The following is a 25,415-nucleotide window of genomic DNA, read 5'->3' as shown; positions in this document are numbered from 1 at the left end:
GCCAAAAGCGATTCACCCTGATTTCAATAGCAATCTTAAGTGATTCATGAAATCCTCTGCTTTCTCTCCCTCTCTTACTTCGCGTCCTCTGCGTCCTTGGCGGTTCGTTAAAAAAATATCTTACAAATCAAAGAGGATTGCTGTAGACAAAATTTAAACCGCAGAGGACGAAAGAGGTGAAAAGCCGTATCTTCATCGGTCTGCTGATAGTTCTAGCGCCCTTCAAGGTACTAGCTGACGAAGCACACCCGCGTTTATTTCTAACTCAAAGACGGATCGAACAAATCCGATCGGCAATTCGGGTGCCGCGATCGCATCATCAGCAAGCATTCGATGCCCTGAAAGCGCGAGTAACCCAGAACAACTGGCGCATTTATGATGGCAACCCGAATGACGGTAACTGGAACTATGCCCGTTCCTATCTGGCACGGGAAGCAGCGCTGCTGTACTTATTGACAAACGAAAATAAGTATGCACAGATTGCCTACCAAGCCCTCCATCTCATCCACCGAGATCCAGACCCAGATCACCGCCTGCCGGAAGCGCAATATGGGCTATCTAGGGCGACGGTGGGACAAAATTTTGCGATCGCCTATGATTGGGCGTATCGTGGTTGGACGCCACAGCAGCGAGATTACATTAAAGGCAAAATTAACCTCGCTCTTGATGCTTGGGAGAATTTCCGTCACCCCAACCTCAGTAATCCAGCAATGGCTTCTAACTGGGTAGCAGTCTGTCGGGGTGGGGAACTGGTGATGATGCTGGCTGTGTACGAGGAACGCAACCGCGCCAAGCGATACACTCAGCTCAAAGGGTGGCTGAAAACTCACCTAATCAACGCTTACGGTCAGTTGGGTTTAAGTCAGGAAGGGATTGGTTATGACAGTTATGCAGGGATTTTTTTAGTTCCAGCGGTTTATGCTCTCCGGAGTGTTGGCGATGCTGAGCTTGACGCTGATTTTACCGCACGACATTTCTGGAAATTGGTCATGTACGCCGGTGCATTTATGATGCATGAATCGGGCGATCGCTACTTTCTTCAATCTGGCGTATCCGGTGCAGGCATTGGTGACGAAGGCTGGACGAGTCTCCTCCTGGGATCGGTACCCCCACGCTTATTGCCTTTCTACCGCTACTTTTACGATCGGCACATGGGAATAGATGCCCCAGGCACCCCAGCCGAGAAATTTGACAAACAGAGGGGCGCAACGATCTGGTCGCTAATCTATTACCCAGAAAGCGCCCCTTCCTTTAATCCAACAGGTTTGTTGCCCTCGTCTGTGGGGGATGAAAAAAGAGGCGCTTACTTTTTCCGCGATCGCTGGCAAGATGAGAACGATATCCTCGTGTCGGTGATGGCAGATAGCGATCGCCACCAGAATGCTTGGGATCAGTCAGAAGCCTTCCAACTTGGCTTACTCGCTTACAACCATCATTTCATCGGAGGGCCTGCCAAAATTTCTGGCAACCCTGCCACTTTTAGCACCCTCTTGGTGGACGGAAAAGCACAGCGCGATCGCGGTACAACGGGAAGGCATGAATTTTTCAATTCCAACCCAGATGGCGGTTACGTCATCATCGACGGTGGGGAGAAATACGCCAGTTTGGGCTTAAGCAGCGCCAAGCGCCACCTCCTGGTCAAGTTTTCTGAAACTGATAATACTGCTGTACTGGCAACGCTCGATCGAATTCGGGATGAGGAGGCGCATACCTACACCTGGCAACTCAACCTCGGAAACGAGAAAGGTGATGGTGGCGTCACTGCAACGGTTGGAATGGAAGGCGGGTTGTCAACTTTTTTGCTACGCGGCGGTAGTGACAGCTACCTCAAAGGCTGGGTGCTGCACCCAAAAGCAGCAGTAGTAACTGCGGGCGATCCGTTGCAAGTCAGTATTTCCGGCGCAAATGCCGAAATCTGGATCGCTACCTTTGTAGGCAGGGGAATCCCGCCTGTAGCAACTATCACGGGTACGGGGATGGCAGCCGTTCTGGAAGTGGGTAATGTGCAACTCCGCTACGACGCTGATACTAATCGAACGATCGCCGAATCCAGAGACGATGGGAGAGAAGTCGGCAAGACATTTCCGAAACAATAGCTGCCAGTTGTCGCAGCCAACTTGTCGGATGTCACCCTTCTGGGAAGAACTACGATAGACTCAACCTGCTGAATCCTGCCTGGGTATGATCTACTGTCCAAATCCCAATTGCCGCGATCGCCTAAATCCTGACAATTATAAATTTTGCCAAAATTGTGGCTGCCATTTATTACTGAGAAATCGCTACCGTATCCTCAAACCGATTGGTGGTGGCGGATTTGGCAGAACCTATCAGGCAGCAGATACTGACTGTATGAATGCGCCCTGCGTGGTGAAGCAATTTTTACCATCCTCAGAGATTCAAGCCAATCCGAAGGCGCTGGAAAAAGCAACGGCAATGTTTAACCAGGAAGGCGTGCGGTTGTTTCAACTGGGAGAACATCCCCACATTCCCAGACTGCTTGCTTACTTTGAAGAAGATAAGCGCCTGTATCTGGTGCAAGAGTTGATTGCGGGACTCACTTTACGTCAAGAATTGGCTACTCAGGGAGCTTTTAGCGAACAAAAGATTAGACAGCTTTTGGCTGAGTTACTGCCAATTCTCAAATTTATTCACGAACGTGGGGTGATTCACCGGGATATCAAGCTAGAGAATATTATGCGTCGTCACCGAAACGGCAGGTTAGTCCTAATTGATTTTGGCGTCTCCAAACTGGTAACAGAGACGACGATGGGGCAAGTGGGGACAACGGTCGGTACGGTAGGATATACGCCGATGGAACAAATGCACGGTCATGCCTACCCCGCTAGCGATCTCTACAGTTTAGGAGTCACTTGCGTTTGTCTGCTCACCCAATCTCTTCCTACAGTAGATGGTTCTGATGGTCTTTATGAACCGCTAGAGTGTCGCTGGATGTGGCGAGAGTGTCTGCCAGATGGCACAACTATTAGTCAAGAGTTAGGTCAAATCTTGGATAAACTGCTTCAGCCTTTACCGAAGGATCGCTATAAATCGGCTTCGGAGGTGCTGGAAGTCTTGCACTCTAAACTTACTAGACCTTCTGATGTCAATGTCACGATACCCACGATGGCTTCCTCTCCCGCTCATCTCAGGGCATTGGGGATAAATTACAGCAAACTGCGGGATTTCCTTACCGCCCGGAACTGGAAGGAAGCAGATCGGGAAACACGAATGCTCCTGCTGAAAATTTCCCATCGAGAACCAGAAGGCTGGCTGAGAGTTGAAGATTTTCAAAAGTTTCCCTGCCAACACCTCAGTACGATCGATCGACTCTGGGGAAATTACAGCGACGGACGCTTTGGCTTTAGCGTCCAGAAGCGCATTTGGGAAAAGATTGGCGGAAAACCTAACTTTGACTATGCCACTTGGTGTCGTTTTGGCGACCAAGTGGGTTGGCGTGTCAAAGGCAATTGGTTAAATTACTCGGATCTCACTTTCTCCGGAAATTCTGCCCCATCGGGTCATCTTCCGGCTGGAGGATTAGAAGAGACTGGATTGGGTCGCTGGGATTTGGTGTGTTCTTCTCTGGTGGCGAGACTCGCCAAGTGTAAAATTTGCTAATGGCTTATTGGATTTTGATTCATTCTTAGGAATGTCGATTAAAGAACTTACGCTCGTTCGCGTTCTGTAGGGGCATACCCAGAAAAAGCCCCTACAGTCATGCCCCTACAAAAGAAATTGGGGGTTAATAAATCCACACTCCTTAGTAAAGCCGACTCAACACGTACTCAGCCATGTCAATTAGCGCTTGACGGCACTCCGAGTGCGGTAAATCTGCTAATTGTTGAACGGCGAGTTGGGCATGATGGGCAGCTAATTCGCGCGATCGCTCAATGCCCTGACTTTCTTCAATCAAGGCGATCGCTGCTTCTAAATCCCCCTCCTCTGTAAATTCCCGCTCAATGAGCGCCTCCAGGTAAGGTTTTTCTTCTAAGGCAAATAACACGGGTGCTGTTAGATTGCCACTTTTTAGATCCGATCCGGCTGGCTTACCTAAAGCTTCTGTCGAACCCGTGAAGTCAAAAATATCATCCACAATCTGGAAAGCCAAGCCGAGATGACGTCCGTAGCGATACAAATTTTCTGCCGCCTCCTCCGAGACATCACTGAGTAGTCCAGCCGCCTTCGCACTGTTAGCCATCAACGAGGCAGTTTTGTAGTAACTCTTCTCTAAGTAAGCTTCGAGGGACATACTGGCATCAAAGCGATTCAGCCCTTGCTGAATTTCTCCTTCTGCCATATCCATAATCACTTCTGAGAGCAGTTTCACTACTTCTAAATTATTCAAATTTGCCAAATACCAAGAAGATTGGGCAAATAAAAAGTCTCCCGCCAACACAGCGATGCGATTGCCAAACCGGCTATGAACCGTGGCAATACCGCGTCTTACCTCGGATTCATCCACCACATCGTCGTGTACCAGACTAGCGGTGTGAATCATTTCCGTAATTTCTGCGAGACGTCGGTGACGTGGGGTAAGGTCTTGATCCAGCATGGTTGCCCGCGATATCAGCAGGACGATAGCGGGTCTAACGCGCTTTCCTCCTGCCCCAAATAAGTGTTCTGCCGCCGCATACAGGATGGGGTGACGGGCACCAACCAGCTTTTTCAAATTCTCCGTCAGAACACGTAGGTCTGATTCAACAGGGGCAAAGAGGGAGGTCACTGAGGTCATGGATCAGCTGACTCTGGCTTAATAGTTACGAAATTTTACATTCCTGTCATTTATTTTAAGCTAATGCTCCCCTACAGGGAAGTTTTGTTCCTTAGAAGATGCCCCCGCAGCCTTTTTTTGAAATTGTATCGACTTGTAAAGTATCTAAAAAAATCCCTCCTAACCCTTGGGGATCTTGTGTTACTCTAATATGTAAGGATTTGAAAAGCTTAATAGAGTTACTGAGCCAAAAAATTACAGAAAACACTTACGTGTTTGTAATGAATTGGTAAAGGATGGCAGATTTTTGGTAGGCGGTAGCATTTCCGGCTTCCTGCATCTTTTTCTAGCGTTAAGGCTCTAGGAAAACTAGCCATCCGAAAATAAAGGACTTTCAATAGGCACTGTAGATTAGCTTGCTATCTACGGGATTGCCGAAAAAATCTCAGATTATTTTTATTAATTTTCTGGGGTTTTAGTTAAATCAAGAATTTTTGGGGCGACAGCGACCTCCAGAATTCCTATGGGCAGCCATATTCTCAAGCATTGACTCAAGTCTTGACTTGGGGCATTGTCTTGGGAAAAGAACTTGTATAAAAATTTACATTCCGCTACTTGTGATTGTGCGACACTATGACGTATAATGATATGCCTCTGATTATACCGTTTTTAGCCACTGGTTATTTATTGACGGTTTACCTGCTGTTGATTCTGGCACAGCGAACTGTGAAAGGTGCGGGTAGGACGAAGTCCATACCCTAGCGATCGCGACAGAAGTATTAGCCGTTTGCAGCACGCTCACCTCATCGATCCGCGATTAGCAGTCAAATCTAGAATTTTGGATTGAAGAACCCATTCTTCAATTGACTGCTACTCGCTTAGCTCTAGCGGTAATTGCCGATGTAGCACTGTCGGTAAATAAACTTTTTCTACCGCAGGCGTACACCCCAGCCACTGTACTGACAGTTGTGCAAACTGTTCGGGACAACCGCTCACGGCAAATCGAGTTGCTAGAGGCGGGCGGGTGTTTCTCAGTCCTAGTAAATCCAGCTCTTGTGCAGCCGCAGCCACTACATGAACTGCCGGATCGCATAGCTTCACCGACCGGGGCAGAATTTTCCTCAGGACGGGTGCTAAGTGGGGATAGTGGGTACAGCCATAAACAAGCGTGTCAATACGATGGTGCAGTAACGGTGCCAAGTACTCCCGCGCCACTTCTAGGGTGTAAGGCTCATGGATGCGGTTTTGCTCAATCACCGGCACAAACTCTGGGCAACCGACTTGCCAAACTTGGGCAGTGGCGTCAACTTCTAAAATCGCGCGACGATAAGCGTTGCTAGCGGCAGTGGCTGGGGTAGCAATGACTCCAATCCGGTTGCCTAGCTCAACAGCCGCGCGGGCACCAGGCAAGATAACTCCCAAAATCGGGAGAGGAAACTCAGACCGCACTGCCTCTAAAGCGAGGGCAGAACTGGTGTTGCACGCCATGATCGCCATTTTGACGCCCTGCTGCATCATCCAGATGAGAATTTCGCGCACAAAGTGCAAAATTTCTGCCTGAGAGCGAGTGCCGTAGGGCAGTCGAGCCGTATCGCCAAAGTAAAGAATCGATTCGGATGGCAGCTGCCGGTAGAGTTCCCTCAATACCGTCAGCCCGCCGACTCCGCTATCAAAAATCCCAATTCTGGCTCGTTGAAGAGCCTCATTTGTTTTTTGTTCCTTATTCATCATTAATCAACCACTCCCCACAAACCGGCATTTAGAGACTTTGTTGAATGTACTGTAGAATACCGCGAGCGATCGCTCTTGCCATCTGGCTCTGGTAATTTGGCGAAGCCAACTTCACAGCCTCTTGTGGGCTGGACACAAAACCAACCTCCACTAAAACAGCGGGCATCGAACTCTTCCTCAGTACATAAAATCTCGCCTGCCGCACTCCTCGATCTCGGATATCAACGTTCTGCAAAATACTATTGTGAATGGTTTGCGCTAAACGCCCACCACTAGAGTAATAGTAAGTCTCCAGCCCCTGCACATCAGGACGCCCACCAATTGAATTGGCGTGGATACTGACGAATAAATCGGCATTGGCTCGCTCAGCCATCGTTACTCGTGGTTGCAAGTCTACAAAATAGTCATCCTTTCGCGTCATCACCGCCTGGATGCCCTGTTGCTCTAGCAATGCCGCTACCTGCTGTGCAATCGGCAAAATTACATCGACCTCTCGCAAACCTCTATAACCGATGGCTCCAGGGTCTTTGCCTCCATGTCCGGCATCTACAACCACAACCAATCGTCCAACACGGGGGCGGGGTCGCGAAGGCGGATTGTTATTCTGAGGCGGCGGCACGTTAACAGAACCCGTGGGCGGAACCCGAATAGGGCCTGTGGGAGGAACAACCGAGCCAAGGCGACTTCGTTGCAGTTGCAGTGCTAAAAGTTGGTCGCTCACCTGATTGAGTTCTCCAACCTGTACCCCTGAGGCTGGTTGCACCAGAATAACGACAGTCCGCGAGTCTTGCTGCTGCAAACGCACCCGCCGCACTGAAGTGGTGGCATCCAGTTGAGGTCCCCTAACTCGGTCAGCTAGTTCAGCGGAAGGAATCGTAATTCGATAAACTCCCTCTCTTGCATCCCATCTGCCGGTGTATCTGACAGACGCATCCGCCCGAATTAATAACTGGGTTCCGGAAGAAGCGAGTTCAACCGATTGAATTGTTGCTAACTGATTATTCGGACGGTTGGTGGGGACGGGTTGGCTGGGTGCAGTTGAAGGCGGTCTAGACCCCCCCGAAATGGGAGAGGGTTGATTTCCAGCTAGTGGTGGACTTTCAATGTCGCCAGCACTCGTACCCTTCGGCAAGATGACAATACCGCCAAAATCGCTAACACTTGCCAGCCAGTCCGGGCTTTCTCTCCTCACGTTCATCGTGACGCGAACGATTGAGGGTGAAGTATCAACTTGGGACAATAAGATGCGACTGACGCCATAGCGATTCACCGTCGAAGAAGGCGATGTAAGACTGCGGGAAAGGGTCGCTCCTCGCAGGTCAAAAGTAATGTTTTTGCGATCGCTACTCCGGTTCACCTTAATAATCTGCGGGCGACCCCCATTCGTCTTTAGGAAAAACCCATCCCGCGTTACCTGCACATCTTCGATTTGAGCAAGCGACCCAACCGTTACGTTTGGAGGTGTCTGACGAATCGGTGGGCGACTCAGCACTGGAGGCGGCGAAGGATTTCTAGGAGCTTGATTGGGAAGCGGTTGCAAAGGGGGCGGCGGAGAATTTCCCAAATCTAGATCTCTGGGTGCTAGATCTCTGGGTGAAGGATTTGACACCTGCGCTACTCGTTCGGGCTTTGGTAATTGCACCGACCACTGGCTGGGGGAAGCTCCTCGAACTAGCACTTTTTCTGGATCGAGGGTGTAACCAGGGTCTAATTCAATCACCATCCGAGTAGTATTACCTTCAAACTGTCCTACACGCAGAGAACGCAGCGATCCAGCCAACTGCTGAGTCACCGTTGAGCGCCCCAAGCTGGTACCGGGCAGATCGATTACCACACGGGTCGGGTTGGCAAGCAGTTGCGCTCGCGGTTGCACTCCATCATCCGTCCTAAAGTCTAGTCGGTTCTGATTGGCATCAAAACGCCAATACACCAGTCTTGCCGCATTCGCGGGAAGTGAAACGAGAAAAATGCTCAAAAAACTGGGTAATAGCCAGTAAAATCTCACTATCGTTGCTCCTGAAAAAGGCAAAGACCGTAATAATCGGCCTGTACGCTGTAGACCTGTTTCGGATGTTTTCGGTTCACATCCGGTGCATTGCGGTAAACAAAGTAAACGATTTTAGACTGGGTTGAACAATATCACGACTTTGGTCGCAATGCAGAATAATCGACTAGGCATGACTTTTTTCGCTGGAAAAAGCCAATTACCATCGGGAAGATGCCTGGTGTATGGAGTTTCTCATCAGAGATTTTTGTTCTCAGGGCTTGGCAATGATAACGTCTTGATGCTGCCTATTCCCAAGCCGCGCGAGCCAACACTTTTCTCAAAGCGAGAGAAACCTTTTAAATCCGATTAAATCCGATAACCAACCCCAAGGGACGTAGATAAAGTGACTTAAGTTTCACAAAAACCGTTTGCTGTTAGTTTTTTGTCAGTAGGTACTACGGAGTAGGTAGTCGGTGTTGATTGTATACCACCACTACCCACTACCCACACATGAATTAATAACTAATCGCTTTCCTTAGCAGGAACCGATGCAGGCTCTTGAAACACAAACCGTAATAAGGGAGGTGCTAAAAAAGTTGTCAAGATGACCATCATAATAATCGCGGCTTCTGTGGCTTCAGACAAAGCACCGCTGGCAGAACCAACACCGGCAAAGACCAACCCGACTTCGCCTCGTGGAATCATCCCGACGCCAATCGCTAATCGGTTGATCTGAGGTTGACCAAATACGACTAGACCCGTAACAACCTTTCCGAGAATTGCCACGACAATCAGGAACATAGCCATGAACAACCCTTCCCGGTTACTGGGAACCGCTGGATTGAGAACTCCTAGGTCAGTTTTAGCCCCAACCGTTACAAAGAAAATCGGCACCAGCAGATCGGCAATAGGCACTACCTGCTTTTCCAGTTCTTTACGCTTATCCGTTTCGTCTAAGACTAAGCCAGCTGCAAAAGCTCCCAAAATGGCTTCTAGGTGAATAGCGGCTCCCACATAGGCCATCAAGAATGCGAAGATGAAAGCCGGTATGACTAGCCCGCCGCGCGTCTTGAGCTGATCGGCGATCGCTACAAAGGATTTGTTAAAAACCTTACCTAGCAGAATCGCACCTAGTAGAAAACTACTGGCGCTGACGATCAGATAAATGACGTTGCTGACATCTACTTCACCCGTTTTTGCCAAACTTGCTACCACTGCCAAAACGATGATACCCAGAACATCGTCTATAACCGCAGCGCCCAGAATAATCTGACCTTCTCTAGAAGTGAGACGCCCCAATTCTGAGAGAACTTTGGAAGTAATCCCAATACTGGTTGCAGTCAAAGCCGCACCCGCAAAAATCGCCGGAACCGCTGGCACGCCAAAAAAGAGCATCAGCCCCGCAGTGCCAGCTGCAAAGGGCACCACTACCCCCACCACTGCGACGACGACTGCCTGGATACCGACTGCCATCAGTTCCTTTAAGTTCGATTCCAGACCAATTTCAAATAGCAGTACGATTACGCCCAGTTCTGCTAAAACGGAAATGACTTCGCTCTGGGTTTGAAATACTTCACCAATCGTGTCGAGACTTAAGCCAGAAGTGCCTTGCAAGAAGGACATCAGGACAGAATCAGAAGCGACTGACCCGCTTTCTGGAAATACCAGCAGATGCAGGGCGGAGATACCCACCACTACACCGCCGACCAGTTCGCCTAATACAGGCGGGAAGCCCATCCAGTTTGATATCTCCGCCCCCATTTTGCTAGCGAAGTAAATGATGACTAAAGTCAGTAACACTGCCGCTAAGACCACTGGACTTTTTTCTGCTTCTTGTGTTGCTGTCGCTAAGACAGCAATAGTTTTGCTCGAAAGTGAGAGTGAGAAAGTTGGGCTTAGTAAACTAAGCCAGTGAGCTGCATCTATCGGCATGAGTTCTGCACAAAATCATTCTTTTCAATGTACAAGCTTCTTTACAAAATCAAGCTTTTATCTGGGGATTTAACAAGAGTCAAAGACCTGTCAAGATGATGGCTTGAAAGGGGCGCGGTCAATTTCGCGGCGCGATCGCATAGTTGATCGCATAGTTGAATCTAATCCCTGAAAACAAAGTATAAATACTTACCATCCCCGATAGGACTGGCGAGCGGGCGATACCCCTTGCATTGCAACTAGCACTATCGCCTGAGTTGCTAAAACGGTAACTGCTGAGATTTTTTGGCTGTGGTAGTGGCAGATTAGGAACATTCCACCGGCACAATGAAAAGCAGCTGGTGCAGTTCTAGTATGAGACAACACGATCTAATGAATCGAACTCCATCTTTCGCAAGTTCCTGGTATCAGCGTCAGGCAATATCTTTCGCCGTGGGTCTTTTAAGTGTAATCATGACGAATCCAGCGATCGCCCAAGAGAAAATGTTGCGAACCATCACTGTCACTGGCAGGGGAGAAGAATCGATTGCAACAACGTTAACGCTGGTGCGGCTGGGGGTTGAGGTTCAGGGTAAAGTGGCGGCGGATGTGCAGCAGGAAGCAGCACGACGCTCTAGCGCAGTGGTGGATTTGCTAAAATCTCGCAATGTCGAAAAATTACAAACCACCGGCATTAGCCTCAACCCGACTTACAGTTACGAAAACAACGTCCAGCGTCTGACTGGGTATACCGCCACCAACATCGTTAGCTTTCGAGTTAATAATCAAACAGCCGGAACGCTTCTGGATGAAGCGGTGAAAGCTGGGGCGACGCGGATTGACGGCATTAGTTTTATTGCTGCTGATAGTGCGATCGCGACCGCTCAAAAGCAAGCTTTGCGCGAAGCGACTCAAGATGCCCAAGAGCAAGCGGATGCTGTTTTGAGTGCCCTAAATCTCACTCGCCGGGAAGTGGTAAACATTCAAGTCAATGGTGCTTCTGCGACGCCGCCACCCCCAATGCCCCTAGCTGACATGGCTTTGCGATCTGGAAAAGTAGAGGCGTCTACACCCGTGATTGGTGGCGAACAACAGGTAGAGGCATCCGTGACTCTACAAATTACCTATTAGGAATATCTGTGGGCTTTTGCCCACTTGATATTTCTGAGGAATTCGATAACGGATTTTAGGACAAGTTGCGATCGCTCCTCACCAACAACGCCTTAATGCTGGTGCTGGTATCCCGCAAGGAACTGAGTGTTTACGCAAGTGAGTATCGCTTTGTCTATGCTTGTTTTTCAACCTAGGTCACGTTCTCAAGTTGGGTGAACTGACTACAGAGTAGGACTTCTAAAAAGGTAATCAGGCAATTTGAAGCGTACTGGGTTCAGGGATGGATTCACCTTCTGCAAGCCATGCTTCTAAGTACATTTCAATCACTTCTTCGCCCTTGTGAATTGCTTCCTCACGAGTTTTGCCGTGAGTGCAAGGCATGACAACGCGATCGCCAACCTCTGGGATAGTGACTAGGAAAAGTTGATCTTCATCTGACCACTGAATAACCATGCTGTATCGATTCATGAATCTTCGTCCTCCCTTAACTCTTCCAGTTCAGCTAATAATTGCGCTAACTGCTTTTGTAGGTAGGGTGGCACATCTTCATTCTGCATTTAGCCCCATCTTGTACCAAGCTGCAATCCGCTGAACACACCCTGGTATCAGCAATTCGAGGACGACCGTCGCAAATTTCCGGTGTGTGGAAAATCAGTGTGCCAATGTCAGTAACAGATTGCATAAACTTTACTTTCCCAATTCTTGAGCAATTGTTGCCCGCCAGTATGCAAGCTTATTTGAATTGGTCGGGGATTGCCCCATCAGCTTTTTCCAAGCACCACCAGCAGTACTAGCAGGATGAGGAAAATCTAGGTGCCGGATACCTAAGTGCAATTTATTTACGGCATTAAAAGCTTCTTTGCCCCACGTTATCACGGCAACTGGCTTTACCACAGCTAATTCTGGTTTGACAAGGCGTAAAAACCTTTGCTGATCAACATTTTGCAGTTTAATTCGCTCATAGCGTTGTTCAGGATTACAAACCCAAATCTTTAGCACGTCTGTCAGATAAACTCGATATCCTAATTCGAGCAAAACCTGAATCATTTCAAAATAAAGTTTGGTAATCCCCAACTCCTCACGAGAGCCTTTGTGATGTAAACCATAAGGCGTACCAACTACTAATTGCTCATAGTCACTGTTATTTTTGGGGTCTTGAGCCATGATAGCAATTGTTTGTTTATCCTCCAGTCCGTCATCCCATTCCATGAGGCTGGGCAAATCCACTGCAATTACAGGGGACTTTTGATAAGTATCCTGAAATGCCTTATCTACGGGCTTGAAAAAGTCTCGTCGTACAAAATGTAAAGGCCAACCTGGCTGCTCAAAAGTGCTGTCAATATCTTGGTACAGTTTCGCCAACTCTCCCGAAGATGTCTCAAACACAGAACACAACAGTTGACAAAGATAGTCAAATTCTTGAGGTCGAAACTTTGAAAATAAAAGGTTCTTTGGAATTACCATACACGTTAATAAATATTGAGATGCCTTTTTCCTGGGTTTTCAAAAACCCAGAACTTTTATTCAACAATAGCTGAATCTATGGCTTTGTAAATAGTCTCAAAATATCGCCCATACCAGGATACAAAGTAGATCCCATTATCCACCTCACTCACTGCCAGCCTTATCTTGTACAGTTAACGTGCTACGCGGTAGTAGAACTGCTCAACTGCGATATGCTGGAAAACAGGCAAGATATTCAGTACCCCAAAAACAACTGCGCGGGATATCAAGGCCATTCTTCCCACTATGCTAGAGCGAGGCGGTAAGTATTTTCGGGAATTGTGGAAAAGTTTGAAAGATAGCGATCGCAACTTACTACAGCCTCTAGTTGGCAAAGAAGCGATCGCACAGCGAGACACAATGATTTTGCAGACAACAGAGGATGGCTACGGCTTCCAAGTGCCTTTGGTAGAGAAGTTTATCAAACGTGTAGTGATGGAAGAGATTTGATATCTTCTCAACCCTCTAGCAAAGTCAGCATCCTTATGGTTGAAATAACCAATCTCAGATGTCTAACCAATCCCATAATTCTTGTTGCTTTTTCTTCATACTCCTAAGATGGCGAAGGAGAACAGCCAAGGGATTGATTCCCTGTAATAATAGCAAAGTCATCCAACAGAGAGCCTTGAGTTGACTGAAGGGTGTCGGTCGAGTTAGCGCCTCATGGATAGCGATTCGGGCTTCATCAAGAAAACTGTCATATTCCCCAATAATCGTAGATTCATGGAACACGCCAGCGTTAATGCCATGAATACCACTCACCCAGTCTCTTCCCATTAGAATTCTCTCCAATAGACTAACCTCAAGGTGGTATAAGTCGTGGTAGTGAATCCACCTATCTCGGACTCGGACAGGCTGATCGCCGATTTTGACCAGAATTAGGCTGATACAACCCAGCATTTTCTTGAGGCTGACGATTCTGGAGTTGTTTACGCAATAGCTGAAGTACAACCTCACGAAGGTAACTCGAAAAGTGCGATCGCCAAATGAACCAAATTTGTGTTTCTTGTCAGCACAAACCCGGTTGGGAGTTTGAGAGACTTGCCCTGTGGCTGGTGTTGGGGTGTCAGTGCTGGAAAGGGTCGGACTACAAGCTTCGTCCAGGACTAGAAACAAGTAATAAGGAACTTCAGAATAGCGCTTTTTTAATCTCCACCCTAGCTTATTATCCGCCTGTGAGCCGAGACACTGCTTTAAGCGGCGCTTTAGGTCACAGCGATATTCTTGTAGAGTGCTAGCCGGTAGGTGTTGGCGATACTTGTGAATGACAAAAGCCCGCAGCAGCAATTGCTTGAGGCGGGCAGCAAAAACGGTATCTTTAGAAATGGAAGCCCCTCCTCCCCACAACGCTTGGTTTAGAGCCATTTTTTGTCGTTTCGAGAGTTGATTTTGTTGAAGCCGCTTCCCCAATGTCTTCTTCATGTTCCGCAATTGGTATCCGAATGCTTAATCACATCTGTATATTTAGTTCGTGACAAGTTCAGATTTTTTTGGGAATTTGAGAAGCATTATTGATATGGCAATACCAGCAAATTAGTTTTTCGGGGTAGCACCTGAGGGACTTACTCCATTTAGGGCGAGTATTATCGGGAATTGTGAAGAAGTTTGTAAGATAGCGAGCGCAACTTCCTGCGGTGTCTAGTTTCAGGAGAAACTCCCACAAACTAAAATCCCAGGATTGTCCGAAAACTGGTTAGGAAAGAAGTGTTGCATCAACAAGGCGATAGCGAAGCACTAACTTGTCAGTTCGCATTTTTGTGCCTTTAGTGCAAAAATTTATTGAACAGATGGTAGAAGAGGAAGAATAGGCAAGGGTTTCAGCAAGTTCTCCTGGGTACTTTTATCGATGAGAAGTACCATAAGCGATCGCTTGTGTCAGAAATTCTTACTAATCCGTGGAAGATTATAAAACTACATCTTAAGTAAGTTAAACTCTGCGTACCTCTGCCTTAACCTTTGCGTACCTTTGCATTAAAAAACAAAAAAAGTGGGCATTGCCCACCCTACATAAACTAACCCTTAATACAGACAACTTGCTTCAACGTCGCCACAACTTCAACGAGATCCGCTTGATTAGCCATAACTTGCTCGATCGGTTTATAAGCGCCAGGAATTTCATCCAAAACGCCCTCATCCTTGCGGCACTCTACACCATTTGTTTGCTGAATCAAATCATCCAATGTGTAGATATTCTTTGCCTTATTTCGAGACATCAAACGTCCAGCGCCGTGACTACAAGAACAGTAACTTTCAGCATTACCTTTACCCTTAACAATGAAGGATTTTGCCCCCATTGAACCGGGAATAATGCCATAATCTTCTTCACGCGCCCGGACTGCACCTTTGCGAGTGACATACACATCTTCGCCAAAATGCACTTCTTTTTCGGCGTAGTTGTGGTGACAGTTCACTGACAGCAGCGGCTTTGTTTGTTTACCCCCAGCGAGATGCTTTTCTACAATCCGCTTGAAACGCGCCATCATCACGTCACGGTTGAAACGGGCGTAGTCTTGCGCCCACTGTAAATCGTGCCAGTAGGTGGCAAATTCAGGCGTACCAGCGACAAAGTAAGCTAAGTCTGGATCGGGTAAGCGATCGCCTGCTAGTTTCGCGAGTTCTTTAGCCGTGCCAATATGGTTTTGTGCCAGCATATTGCCGATGTTGCGCGAACCAGAGTGCAGCATTAACCAGACAGAGTTCTCCGTATCTAAGCAAACTTCAATAAAATGATTCCCACCACCGAGAGAACCCATCTGCTTCATGGCTTTACTTTCTAGGCGCTTGACTCCTGAATGTAATTCCTTGAAATCTCGCCAACCTTGCCAGTTAAGGACTGCTTTTTCAACATCTTTGTTTTCATTGAAACCAACCGGAATCGCTGCTTCTAAATCCAGACGAATTTGCTTTAGCTTGCCCTCCAATTGGTCGGCAGTAAAGGGTGTTTTAATTGCCATCATCCCGCAGTTGTGGACAAAAACGCCAGCACTTAGGGCAAAGTTACCATATTCTGGCACTGTCAAGCAGTAAACATCTTCTCTTTCTGCCAAGGGAATAATTTCGACTACTTTATGGTTGTAGCCGTGTTGATTCTTTCTGTGATTATGAAGCCCGATTGGACTTTTGACTTCATCTCCACAAGTTTCACAGATGTAAATCCGATTAGCAATTTCCTTGCTCTTGTATCTTCCCTTTTCGCTGGTGTTGTATTGAATTAAAAACTGCTTTCCTCTGGCCCCATTTCCCGATACGGATGCCCTGAAATGTTCTGGACGTTCCTGCATATGAAGAATATGTTTCGTCCCTCTTTCAGAATAATATCTGTATCCATCCGGAGTAGTGGCTTTAGCCGCGATCGCTTGCTTTCTTTTTTCCTCAAACTCTAACGATTGCCAATGGGTATTCCTATCTACTAATGAGCGGTGATAGGCAGAATGATCTTTATCACCCATGAACTCTAGATTTTCTGGACGATTGTCAGCTTGCTCAAAGTTCTTGTGGTGAATAACAGTTCTCTGACCGTTAAATGAAGGAACTTTCCCTAATAATCCAGACCGAGCAATAACCCAGTGTGCTTTTTGCCATCTACCTGAATAGGGCTGCTGGATTAAAATATATCCATCTTTATCTACTTGGGAATAAAAAGGCATCAACGAAGCACCAGCTTTGAGGTCGCCAGCTTCCTGATAAGTGCCGTTTCTGAGCATGAGTTGATGGTCAGGGGTACATTTGATTTCCTCTCCGTTGTCGAGAACTACCTTTAAGAGTTCTGCATTACGACGAGTTAGCTTAGCCGTAGCCTTCGCGGCTACAATTCTTTGAGTCTCGGTGCAGGAATAGACAACAAACTCTTGCTGAGCTTTGGCTAGTTCTCCGATTGGGTAGGATTTACCATCAGCTAAAGGAACCAGAGTGTCACCAGTAAAGCAACCAATATCCACACCGACAGCAGCTGGCATAATTGCTTCTTTAGTCGCCACAACAGAACCTACCAAGGCACCTTTGCCAAGGTGAACGTCTGGCATCAGCGCTACGTGTTTGAATACAAATGGCAGGGAGGCAACATTCTTTGCCATCTTGGTTTCATCGGAACCAAGGGCATGATTTGCCCAAGATAGCACTGGCACTGGGGTTGAAATTTCTAGCTTTTCGTATGGCATAAACGTTTGCCGCTGATATTTGATATTAAAGATCCGTGACGCTGCAAGCCTACTATCGGTCGCGATCGCAATCTGCGCTGAGGTAGCTCTGGCAATAATACTTTATGTATTACTTGTATAATACATAAAGGAGTGCGGGTTTGTCATCTCCCAAAGACATCCGCAGGAAGAGTTTCTGCGTTATAAATAGCATTAAGATTTGTAAAGAGGAGAACGCTCCTCAGGTAATCTACAACAACGCAGATAAAATCCTATGGCGGTTGGCAAGAACTCAATCTATGAGCGCTTCTTAGCACCTGTGGTTCGGCTGTTGATTGATGAAGAGAAGCTGCGGAGTTTCTATGAGAGTGTGGATTGGGAGCAAGAGGGCGATCGCTTCCGGAAACCCAATCTTTCCTATCCCTCCTACTACAGTAGCCAAAACTTCCACGGCATTGAGCGCGGTTATCTTAACTCCGGTGCGGCAGTTTCCTACGACCCGATTACCCAGTACGCCTTGCCTCCCAACGAAACTTGGGTACGCCAAAGCTTGATTGATGCGATTGGAGGGCAACCGCGACGGATTTTAGACTTAGGCTGCGGTACCGGCTCAACAACGCTGATGTTAAAGCAAGCTTTCCCGCAAGCGGAAGTCATTGGTCTAGACTTGTCGCCTTATATGCTGGTGATGGCTGACTACAAAGCCAAAAAAGTACCGCTAAACATCCAATTTTTGCACGGGAAGGCCGAAGAAACTGGCTTTCCTGATGCATCCTTTGACCTGGTAACGGCTTCTTTGTTGTTCCACGAGACACCACCCGCCGTATCTCGCGCCATCTTGCGGGAAAGCTTCCGCCTGTTAAAGGCTGGAGGAGAGGTGTTGATTCTCGATGGCAATCAGAAAACGATTCGCCAAGTAGATTGGCTAAGTGATATTTTTGAGGAGCCGTACATCAGAGCTTACGCTGGTGATAGCGTAGATGCCTGGATGGGAACAGCCGGATTTGAAGCAGTGCAAACTCAGGATGTGTTGTGGATACACCAAGTTACTAGAGGCATCAAACCCATCCCAGTTCAAAACCCTGGCTCGGTATCAACATCCCGTACAGCGACCAGTAGCACGGCAGATAATGAGGATTTGGAGGGCTTTGGTGCCCCAGCTTTTGGCACAACAGCATGACTTTGAAGGCAGTTCTGTTTGATTTTAACGGTGTCATTATTAACGATGAGGCAATTCACCGCGAACTAATTGATGAAGTTCTAATTTCAGAGAATCTGCGGTCGAAACCATCAGATTACCGGCAATTTTGTTTAGGCAGGAGCGATCGCTCCTGCCTGAATCAGCTGCTTAAAAATCGCGGTAGGTTTGTCACCGAAAACTATTTAACCGAATTGGTGAACTGCAAGGCGCAAGCCTACCAGCAACGCTTAGAGGCGCTGGAAAAGCTACCTATTTATCCAGGCTTGGAAGACTTCATTAACCGATTGCGGATGCGAGAATTGAAACTGGGTGTAGTCAGTGGCTCCATCCATTCTGAGGTAGAACTGGTATTAACTCGCACCGGAGTGGCTGAGTTCTTTAGCGTCATTGTTGCTGGTGACGACATCAGCGCGAGTTCGCCAGAACCCGATGGATATCTTCTGGCAGTGGAACGCCTCAATCAGCAATATCCTCATCTCAACCTACTGCCATCGGAGTGTCTGGCGATTGAAGATACCCCAGCCGGAATTCAAGCTGCAAAGATTGCTGGTGTGCCAGTAGTGGGAGTAGCGCATACTTACCCGTTTCATATGCTGCAACGCTGGGCAAACTGGGCTGTCGATGAGTTTTCCGACTTAGAATTAGAGCGGGTGGAACAAGTCTATTCTCGAAGTACACCCCAGGCAACGATCGGATAAACCACTGACTCTGTACGGATAACGCGATAGTTAGTTGTTTCTGGCTGGATGCTAGAATATTTTAGAATATTGAAGTTCAATAGCTCATAGCTTATGGCTATTAGCTCACAGCTTGGGGAATTAGCTCAGTTGGTAGAGCGCTGCGATCGCACCGCAGAGGTCAGGGATTCGAGTTCCCTATTCTCCATTAACATCAGCAAGGTAATTAATCTAAAGTCTACTAAAACTCTACTAAGAATGAGTAGCTATATGGAGATTTTGGTCTTCTTAGCTGTAGGAAGCTCTACAGTTCGATGGTTTAATTGCAGATTGATAAATTGCACATCGCCTGTCACCTTAGTATCTGCGATCGCTTACAGGCAAATCCTTATCCGTCTTAGAGCGTTAACCAACTAAAAACCTGCTCAACCGTCAGTTTTAACCCAATCCCACTAAGAATAGGTAACTCAGCCGTTCCCCTTAGCAATTGTACTCGCTGCTCCGGAAACACAACTAAAATACTCTCCTCTTCTGGATCGATTAACCACCCTAACTCTGTACCATGCTGGGAGCAGTGGAGCAATTTCCCTAATACTTTCGTTTGACTCTGATCGGGGGATAAGATTTCAATTGACCAATCGGGATAAATCTCGAAGCGATTGGCAATCCTTCCAGAAGGACGAAGCGGAATTCTTTCCCACCGAAACACCACAACATCTGGAACAATCGAGTCTCCCCCAAACGTACAGCGTAGTTCTGGGAATGCAAGCGCAATTTTCTGCGGTTCGGCGACTTGGTTAACAACCGCGCAAAATTTAAACTGCAATCGGCTATGCTCACCTTGAGGCATGGGTTTTTGAATAACCTCTCCGTCAATAAACTCAGATGCGGGTTTAGTTTCTGGGAGTTTTAAGAACTCATCGAGAGTTAAGGGCTGCGTGACTATACTCATCTTCTCACTCAGTAGATCGCCATTCCGCTTCTCAGCGGGTTAGGAGGGATCGTGCCTGTAATAGTTTCTTGAATTCTCGCACTTCCTCCGCCATGACCTGTTCTAACTTCAGTAACCTTTGCATCGATCGTCACCTATGGCGACTCATAAAACGGCTTATCTTTCTCAATCTGACGGTAACGACTCGCTCTTTACTTGCGCCTTTGTCACCCAAAACTAACGACTCAATTGATTGATTTCCGCTTACAACACTTGCAGCCTGAGTCTTTTAGCCTCTTTCTTGGCTCAATTTTCCTGAAACGCCTATTGAGCCTAAATTTTTTCACGAGGGTTGGGATGGGGTTTCAGAGGTCTCTACAAGCCTTGAGCGGCTCCCTTCCATCGTTAATCCGGAACCAGTTTTAACTTTCCGCCTTAGTCCCTGTCAAGTTATTGTTCGCTTTGTTAAGTATTTGGTAACTCTTGTTGCAACTTGTGCGATCGCGATTTTGGTATTACCAGATAAGTTATCGTGGAAAACTAAAGGAATAATTAAATAAGAGGCCGTGTGCCGTACCCATCTGCTCCCACCACCCACATAACACTCGTTCCCAGCCAATTCGGCACTCAGAACAGCTATCCGCTTATAGGAGGTTTTATGACTCCCACAATGCTGCGTCAGCTTTGGGCTTTAATTGAAACTACTCAGGCCAATATGTTATTGAAGCTAGACGATGCCAGCCTAGTACAGTGGCTGCTGAAGCAACTGAAACAACAGCGATCGCTCAATTCCGACGAAACAAATATTATGACTGACTATCTGCACTCAAAGCTATCCCTGATCCGGGATCTCGCTCAAGAGCGTCAGTCTGTCTGGCAAGAAACCCATTAACAGTAGAGACGCGATGTACATCGCGTCTCTACTTGCTAAAGTGCCAATTGTTAGAAGCCAAAAGCTACCTGGGTGCCAAGGGACGCTTTGGGAAAGACTGCGGCTCCGGTGGGGGTGCCGCAGGTGTATTAATCTGTGAAGAATTCGCAAGCGTTGCCGACACCAGGGCATAGCCCAAATAAGCCGGTAAACTTATCGCCATCACAGCAGCGATCGCTGCCGCCCAGGTACGCCGCGTCAAGACAGGCCCGTAATGGCTGCGATAGGGGTCATAAGCGAGAGATTCTGATGGAATCATGTCCCTCATGGCAGTCGGTCGCTTGAACCGCACCCGCCGGTCATCCATTTTTTCTAATAAAATCCAGCCGGATTGTGCCTCTTCTTCACACAGCTTTTGAAAAACCGTTGGATTGCGAAATAAATCGCCTTTAGCTCGCACAATTTTAAATTCCCAGCCCATCAGTCGCGGATCTTTGAACGTTTGGGCAGAGGAACCATTAGAAGGCAGCTCTGTGGGTGCCAGGTCTTGTTTAGATTCATAACGAGTCAAAGTTTCTTCCTCTTCCTCATATTGCTGACCTGCACTCACCTGCTGCCAGCGCATCCATCCGCTTACCATGACTGCCTCCAGACCAAAACTTCCAACCAACAGGCTCCATACAATCACTTCGACCATATTTTGATAGCTATCAGTTTTGTGAATGGCGAATGGCAATTGACAATTAGCTATTCGCCATTCACGAATGACCAATAACCACTGACTACTGACTACTGACTGCTAAGGGTAAATAACCTTCAACCAGGCAATCTGAGCCGACAGCTCGCCAACGGACGCGCGCTAGAGTGAGTGCATCTGTCATGCTTGCAAACCCCAAATCCCCAACAGGAGAAGGAGCCAACCTGCCGCCGACAATTTTGGGAGCAATGAAGGCCAGAATTTTATGCACTGTCCCTTCTGCGATCGCACTTGCTGCTAACGTGCCGCCACATTCCCACAGCACGCCCGATAATCCACGCTCATATAAGTACGCCATTGCCTTCGTCGGTGTCAGTGGAGTCAGCTCCACTACCATCACACCCTTTTTCAGCAGCATCTGCTGAAAATCCGGATTAGCTCCCACCTCTGTTAACACTAAAGTGGGAGCCTCCGCTGTCTCCCACACATGAGCCTCTACGGGCAAATCCAGCATGCGACTCATAACGACGCGCAAGGGATTGTGTGCCTCTGTCTGATGGCTGGTCAAGTGGGGATTATCCAGACGCACCGTATTGCCGCCCACGATCACCGCATCACACGCCACCCGCATTCGATGTACCTCATTGCGGGCATCAGGGCTGGTGATCCAGGCGCTGTGTCCGGTGGTTGTGGCAATTTTGCCATCCAAAGTCATGGCGTATTTTAAAATGCCGAACGGACGCCGGTAGAGAATCCGATGGATAAAAGCCTCATTCAGCTGCCGACAGGCGTCTTCCTCCACGCCCACCACAACTTCTATCCCCGCCGCTCGTAACCGCTCAATCCCGCCTCCCGACACGCGCGGATCGGGGTCTACCATGCCCACCACCACCTTGCTCACCCCTGCGGCTACCAACGCTTCCGAACAGGGAGGCGTCCGTCCGTAGTGGTTACAAGGTTCCAGATTGACATAAATTGTGGCTCCTTTGGCTCGTTCACCGGCGTCTCGCAGCGCAAAGACTTCTGCATGGGGATGACCGGCACCGGGATGAAACCCTTCCCCCACAATCTGCCCATCCTGGACAATGACAGAACCCACTAGGGGATTGGGCGCGGTTTGTCCTAAGGCGCGACGGGCTAGTTCTATACACCGCTGCATCATCGCGCGGTCGAAGGAGGTAAAAGGGGACTCCTGTTGGGGTGCATCCGATTGGGTGTTTGCGGAAAAGTTGTCCATGAGTTTGCTGCTGTCCTGGCTACACCTGAGTGTAATAGCCAGCCTACTTTAGCAGCAGCAGGCTTAGGGAGGGATGCTAGGTGGATTATCCCTGCAAAAAAAGAGGATCGCGTGTTTACCTGTGAAGAGCGGAATATTAGGAGATCGTATGAGCCGATTAGCACCGTTTCATGGTGCTTCACTTTGAGGAATTCATCCGTCGGGGAACCAATCACTAAGTTTGCGATTACCCGCCTTCAAAAGTTATATTGATCTTCACCCCGATTTTCACCCCTATAGTTAGGTGATCGCTACATATCCCTATAAATAGGTCTAATATATTTTGATGGCTAAATCCCATGACAACTTATGTTGCACCTGTTAATGTAAATAAACGTATCAAAAAGTTCGGATTCGTAACGTCCTATGAACTGCTGCCCCGCCGCCTCAGATTTGCAACCACCTCAGCCCTACCGGGGTCAAGCCGCTGCCCCTCATTTACAAAAACTGACCGTGTTTTGCGACTTTGACGGCCCACTTGTGGACGTTTCCCACCGCTATTACAGTACCTATCAGCTAGGACTCGCTGATACTCAGGAGATATATCAGGAGCAAGGAGAAATCCTGCATCTTCAGGTATTGACTAAAGAGCAGTTCTGGCAGATGAAGCAAGATCGTGTCCCAGATGTGGAAATTGCGATGCGATCGGGCTTACAGGGTGAGCAAATTAATGTATTTTTGCAGCGTGTCGTCAGCATCGTCAATCAACCAGCGCTGTTACAGAAAGACAAAATGCAGCCAGGAGTGAACTGGGCGCTTGCATTGCTACATTCTCAGGGCATCAAGCTGGTGTTAGTGACATTACGATGTCAATCCCAAGCTCTGCAAATCTTGCAGAATCACGGTTTGGCTCGTTTGTTTAGTGGCATTTACGGGACTCAAGACAGCCATGCCGCCTATCAAAACTACGCTGAAGTGAAAACGCAACTTCTCACCACAGCGATCGCAGAACATTGTTCGCCTTGGCAAACTGCCGATGATTGTTGGATGGTCGGGGATACGGAAGCAGACATTTTAGCAGGACAAGCGCTTTCGATTCCCACCATCGCGCTGACTTGTGGCATTCGTAGCCCCCAAAGGTTGCGACAGTTCCAACCAACCCGCATTCATAGCGATTTACTTTCTGTTGCTCATTACCTGCTGGGAGTGAGTCATCACTCATTGGTCAATCGTCAATAGTCCTCACTCAATACTCAGAAGACTGAGTATTGACGATTGGCTAGAAACTACTTAGAAGACTGCCCTAACAGGTTTATCTGCTGCCACCAGCGATTTAGAGGATAGTAAACAACGGGTGCCCAAAGGCTGCTCAGGATGGCACTGGAGAGGGCAATGCGCTGGTGATATGTCCAAATTGCTCCCAGATCGCGATCGCCCTGGAGCGTGAACTGAAGGGCACTCACCGTCTCCCCCACAACCGCCATCCCAAAAACAATTAACGCCACCGAAATAAAATCTTCCTCAATATACCGCTGCTTTTGAATCCGAGAGGTCAACATTCCTACCAATGCTAAGCTAAGGGCATGACTGGGATCGGGAGATGTCATCCCATCTTGGATCAGTCCCAACACCAACCCGGCGATCGCACCCTGCAACACCGATCGCTTCAAACTCCAGGCAACCACCCAAATTAACAACCAGTTGGGGCCAATTCCCAACAATTCCATTCCCGGTAGGCGCAGTGGCAAGACCAATAAGCACAACAGGACAGAACCAATGGTTACTGCCCAGTTAAGCATTTGACGAGGCCAAGGTGACAAGTCAGATACATTGATCATGGGTCATGGGTCATGGGTCATCCGTGATTAGTCCTTAGTCCATCGTCTGTGGTTAATGACTAATCACTATTTACTATTGCTATTTCCTAATGACAGCTAACCGCTCATTCCTCATTTCGGGTACACAACCACCCATTCCAAGGAACTCATCGGTGCTGTCAACTCAATCACAGCTTCAGGAGCTGGAGTTTTGTCCAAATTTACAGATTCTATTCGCCCTATCGGCAACCCTGACGGAAAAAGTTTACTGACAGATGATGTTGCCACGACATCGCCCCGACGGACATCAGGAACTTTATCAAAAAACTGCATCACTGCTCGGTTAGAACCTTGTCCTCGAAGATAGCCCATATAACGGCTGCGGCTAATCGCAACCCCTACCCGGCTGCTGGGATCGCTGACCAGTAAGACCCGGCTGCTATGGGGAGTCACGTTGGTTACGCGACCGACCAAGCCACCCGTACCCATCACGATGAAATCTGCTTTGATACCGTCTTGACTTCCTCGACCGAGGGTTATCTGTTGCCACCAATGATCGGCGCTACGTCCCACAATCGGAGCGACTATCCCTGGCTGTTTTTTCTGTTTAACATAACCCAACAGCTCTTGTAACTTCTGATTTTGGCTTTCGAGTTCAACTAACCGCTCCTGTAATTCCAGAACGCGGGCATTCTCGATGCGCTCTTGTGACGTGGGTTCCACTTGAAAAGGACGGGTGAGCAACTGGTAAGTCTCATAAAGAGCAGCTCCCTGAGTCTCCCGGATCGCCCAGGCACTTCCAATCGTTAGCCCAGCCAATATAACTTGTATTCCGTGCCGAACCCACCAGCGACGCAGTGTAAACATTTAGGTATCAGCGATTCGTCCGTCTTGAGTCCTTTAGTTTTTAGTC

21 protein-coding genes, 1 tRNA gene and 1 pseudogene are annotated in these 25,415 nt (G+C 48.0%); 9 read left to right on the top strand and 14 right to left on the bottom strand.

Going from position 1 to position 25,415, the window contains the following annotated elements; all coding sequences use genetic code 11:
* Positions 1-176: 176 nt before the first annotated feature.
* A complete protein-coding gene (locus tag NDI34_RS08895; protein WP_348232451.1) occupies positions 177-2,096 on the top strand; it encodes a hypothetical protein in 1,920 nt (639 codons plus the stop codon).
* 85 nt (positions 2,097-2,181) lie between these two features.
* On the top strand, positions 2,182-3,618 hold the full coding sequence (locus NDI34_RS08890; RefSeq protein ID WP_348232450.1) for a serine/threonine-protein kinase: 1,437 nt from the start codon (positions 2,182-2,184) through the stop codon (positions 3,616-3,618).
* Positions 3,619-3,760: 142 nt separating this feature from the next.
* On the opposite strand, the gene sds is transcribed toward NDI34_RS08890, so the two are convergent.
* The 4 genes from sds to NDI34_RS08870 all read right to left on the bottom strand — a co-directional run bounded on the left by sds (position 3,761) and on the right by NDI34_RS08870 (position 10,361).
* Complete coding sequence (sds, locus tag NDI34_RS08885; RefSeq protein WP_348232449.1) at positions 3,761-4,732, bottom strand: solanesyl diphosphate synthase; 972 nt, start codon at positions 4,730-4,732, stop codon at positions 3,761-3,763.
* Between the two features lie 849 nt (positions 4,733-5,581).
* Positions 5,582-6,442, bottom strand: coding sequence for a glutamate racemase (murI, locus tag NDI34_RS08880; RefSeq protein ID WP_190414918.1), 861 nt, complete (start codon positions 6,440-6,442; stop codon positions 5,582-5,584).
* A gap of 28 nt (positions 6,443-6,470) precedes the next feature.
* Positions 6,471-8,447 carry an N-acetylmuramoyl-L-alanine amidase gene (locus tag NDI34_RS08875; RefSeq protein ID WP_190414917.1) on the bottom strand — a complete coding sequence of 659 codons (1,977 nt, stop codon included), beginning with the start codon at positions 8,445-8,447 and terminating at the stop codon, positions 6,471-6,473.
* 504 nt (positions 8,448-8,951) lie between these two features.
* On the bottom strand, positions 8,952-10,361 hold the full coding sequence (locus NDI34_RS08870; protein ID WP_190414916.1) for a cation:proton antiporter: 1,410 nt from the start codon (positions 10,359-10,361) through the stop codon (positions 8,952-8,954).
* Between the two features lie 372 nt (positions 10,362-10,733).
* On the opposite strand from NDI34_RS08870, the gene NDI34_RS08865 reads away from it, so the two are divergent.
* Positions 10,734-11,471: an SIMPL domain-containing protein gene (locus NDI34_RS08865; RefSeq protein ID WP_190985087.1), complete on the top strand. Its 738-nt coding sequence runs from the start codon at positions 10,734-10,736 to the stop codon at positions 11,469-11,471.
* Between the two features lie 231 nt (positions 11,472-11,702).
* Here the strand turns inward: NDI34_RS08865 and NDI34_RS08860 are convergent, their stop codons facing one another.
* The 3 genes and pseudogenes from NDI34_RS08860 to NDI34_RS08850 form a co-directional block, all read right to left on the bottom strand.
* Entirely contained in the window at positions 11,703-11,921 is a 219-nt protein-coding gene (locus NDI34_RS08860) for a type II toxin-antitoxin system HicB family antitoxin (protein ID WP_190528960.1), read from the bottom strand.
* A gap of 81 nt (positions 11,922-12,002) precedes the next feature.
* A pseudogene (locus NDI34_RS08855) lies at positions 12,003-12,135 on the bottom strand (DUF433 domain-containing protein); the annotation flags it as partial.
* Between the two features lie 5 nt (positions 12,136-12,140).
* Positions 12,141-12,839, bottom strand: a complete 699-nt coding sequence (locus NDI34_RS08850; protein WP_348232448.1) for a hypothetical protein — start codon at positions 12,837-12,839, stop codon at positions 12,141-12,143.
* 363 nt (positions 12,840-13,202) lie between these two features.
* Here NDI34_RS08850 and NDI34_RS08845 point away from each other — a divergent pair, with 363 nt between their 5' ends.
* Entirely contained in the window at positions 13,203-13,406 is a 204-nt protein-coding gene (locus tag NDI34_RS08845) for a hypothetical protein (protein WP_348232447.1), read from the top strand.
* A 54-nt stretch (positions 13,407-13,460) separates the two neighbouring features.
* On the opposite strand, the gene NDI34_RS08840 is transcribed toward NDI34_RS08845, so the two are convergent.
* Together NDI34_RS08840 and NDI34_RS08835 are read right to left on the bottom strand one after the other, a co-directional pair.
* Positions 13,461-14,378: a hypothetical protein gene (locus NDI34_RS08840; protein WP_199292324.1), complete on the bottom strand. Its 918-nt coding sequence runs from the start codon at positions 14,376-14,378 to the stop codon at positions 13,461-13,463.
* A 590-nt stretch (positions 14,379-14,968) separates the two neighbouring features.
* Positions 14,969-17,113: an RtcB family protein gene (locus NDI34_RS08835; RefSeq protein WP_348232446.1), complete on the bottom strand. Its 2,145-nt coding sequence runs from the start codon at positions 17,111-17,113 to the stop codon at positions 14,969-14,971.
* 253 nt (positions 17,114-17,366) lie between these two features.
* On the opposite strand from NDI34_RS08835, the gene NDI34_RS08830 reads away from it, so the two are divergent.
* From NDI34_RS08830 to NDI34_RS08820, 3 genes are all read left to right on the top strand, one after another.
* On the top strand, positions 17,367-18,272 hold the full coding sequence (locus NDI34_RS08830; protein ID WP_348232445.1) for a class I SAM-dependent methyltransferase: 906 nt from the start codon (positions 17,367-17,369) through the stop codon (positions 18,270-18,272).
* Entirely contained in the window at positions 18,269-18,991 is a 723-nt protein-coding gene (locus NDI34_RS08825; RefSeq protein ID WP_348232444.1) for an HAD family phosphatase, read from the top strand. The genes NDI34_RS08830 and NDI34_RS08825 overlap by 4 nt, the downstream gene beginning before the upstream one ends.
* A gap of 114 nt (positions 18,992-19,105) precedes the next feature.
* A tRNA-Ala gene (locus tag NDI34_RS08820) sits at positions 19,106-19,178 on the top strand.
* A 189-nt stretch (positions 19,179-19,367) separates the two neighbouring features.
* On the opposite strand, the gene NDI34_RS08815 is transcribed toward NDI34_RS08820, so the two are convergent.
* Complete coding sequence (locus tag NDI34_RS08815) at positions 19,368-19,922, bottom strand: Uma2 family endonuclease (RefSeq protein WP_348232443.1); 555 nt, start codon at positions 19,920-19,922, stop codon at positions 19,368-19,370.
* 637 nt (positions 19,923-20,559) lie between these two features.
* On the opposite strand from NDI34_RS08815, the gene NDI34_RS08810 reads away from it, so the two are divergent.
* On the top strand, positions 20,560-20,793 hold the full coding sequence (locus NDI34_RS08810; protein ID WP_190415034.1) for a hypothetical protein: 234 nt from the start codon (positions 20,560-20,562) through the stop codon (positions 20,791-20,793).
* 64 nt (positions 20,794-20,857) lie between these two features.
* Here the strand turns inward: NDI34_RS08810 and NDI34_RS08805 are convergent, their stop codons facing one another.
* A complete protein-coding gene (locus NDI34_RS08805; RefSeq protein WP_348232442.1) occupies positions 20,858-21,508 on the bottom strand; it encodes a hypothetical protein in 651 nt (216 codons plus the stop codon).
* Positions 21,509-21,554: 46 nt separating this feature from the next.
* Complete coding sequence (gene ribD / locus NDI34_RS08800; protein WP_348232471.1) at positions 21,555-22,631, bottom strand: bifunctional diaminohydroxyphosphoribosylaminopyrimidine deaminase/5-amino-6-(5-phosphoribosylamino)uracil reductase RibD; 1,077 nt, start codon at positions 22,629-22,631, stop codon at positions 21,555-21,557.
* A 480-nt stretch (positions 22,632-23,111) separates the two neighbouring features.
* On the opposite strand from ribD, the gene NDI34_RS08795 reads away from it, so the two are divergent.
* Entirely contained in the window at positions 23,112-23,924 is an 813-nt protein-coding gene (locus NDI34_RS08795) for an HAD family hydrolase (protein WP_190414889.1), read from the top strand.
* Between the two features lie 47 nt (positions 23,925-23,971).
* On the opposite strand, the gene mreD is transcribed toward NDI34_RS08795, so the two are convergent.
* Both mreD and mreC read right to left on the bottom strand, forming a co-directional pair.
* Entirely contained in the window at positions 23,972-24,523 is a 552-nt protein-coding gene (gene mreD / locus NDI34_RS08790) for a rod shape-determining protein MreD (RefSeq protein ID WP_190986646.1), read from the bottom strand.
* A 111-nt stretch (positions 24,524-24,634) separates the two neighbouring features.
* Positions 24,635-25,369 (bottom strand): rod shape-determining protein MreC, encoded by a 735-nt coding sequence (mreC, locus tag NDI34_RS08785; RefSeq protein ID WP_348232441.1) that lies wholly within the window; start codon positions 25,367-25,369, stop codon positions 24,635-24,637.
* Positions 25,370-25,415: the final 46 nt, after the last annotated feature.

The organism is Trichocoleus sp. DQ-U1, from assembly GCF_039961925.1.
Classification (GTDB): domain Bacteria; phylum Cyanobacteriota; class Cyanobacteriia; order Cyanobacteriales; family FACHB-T130; genus FACHB-T130.
This window is presented reverse-complemented; position numbering and strand designations above follow the sequence as displayed.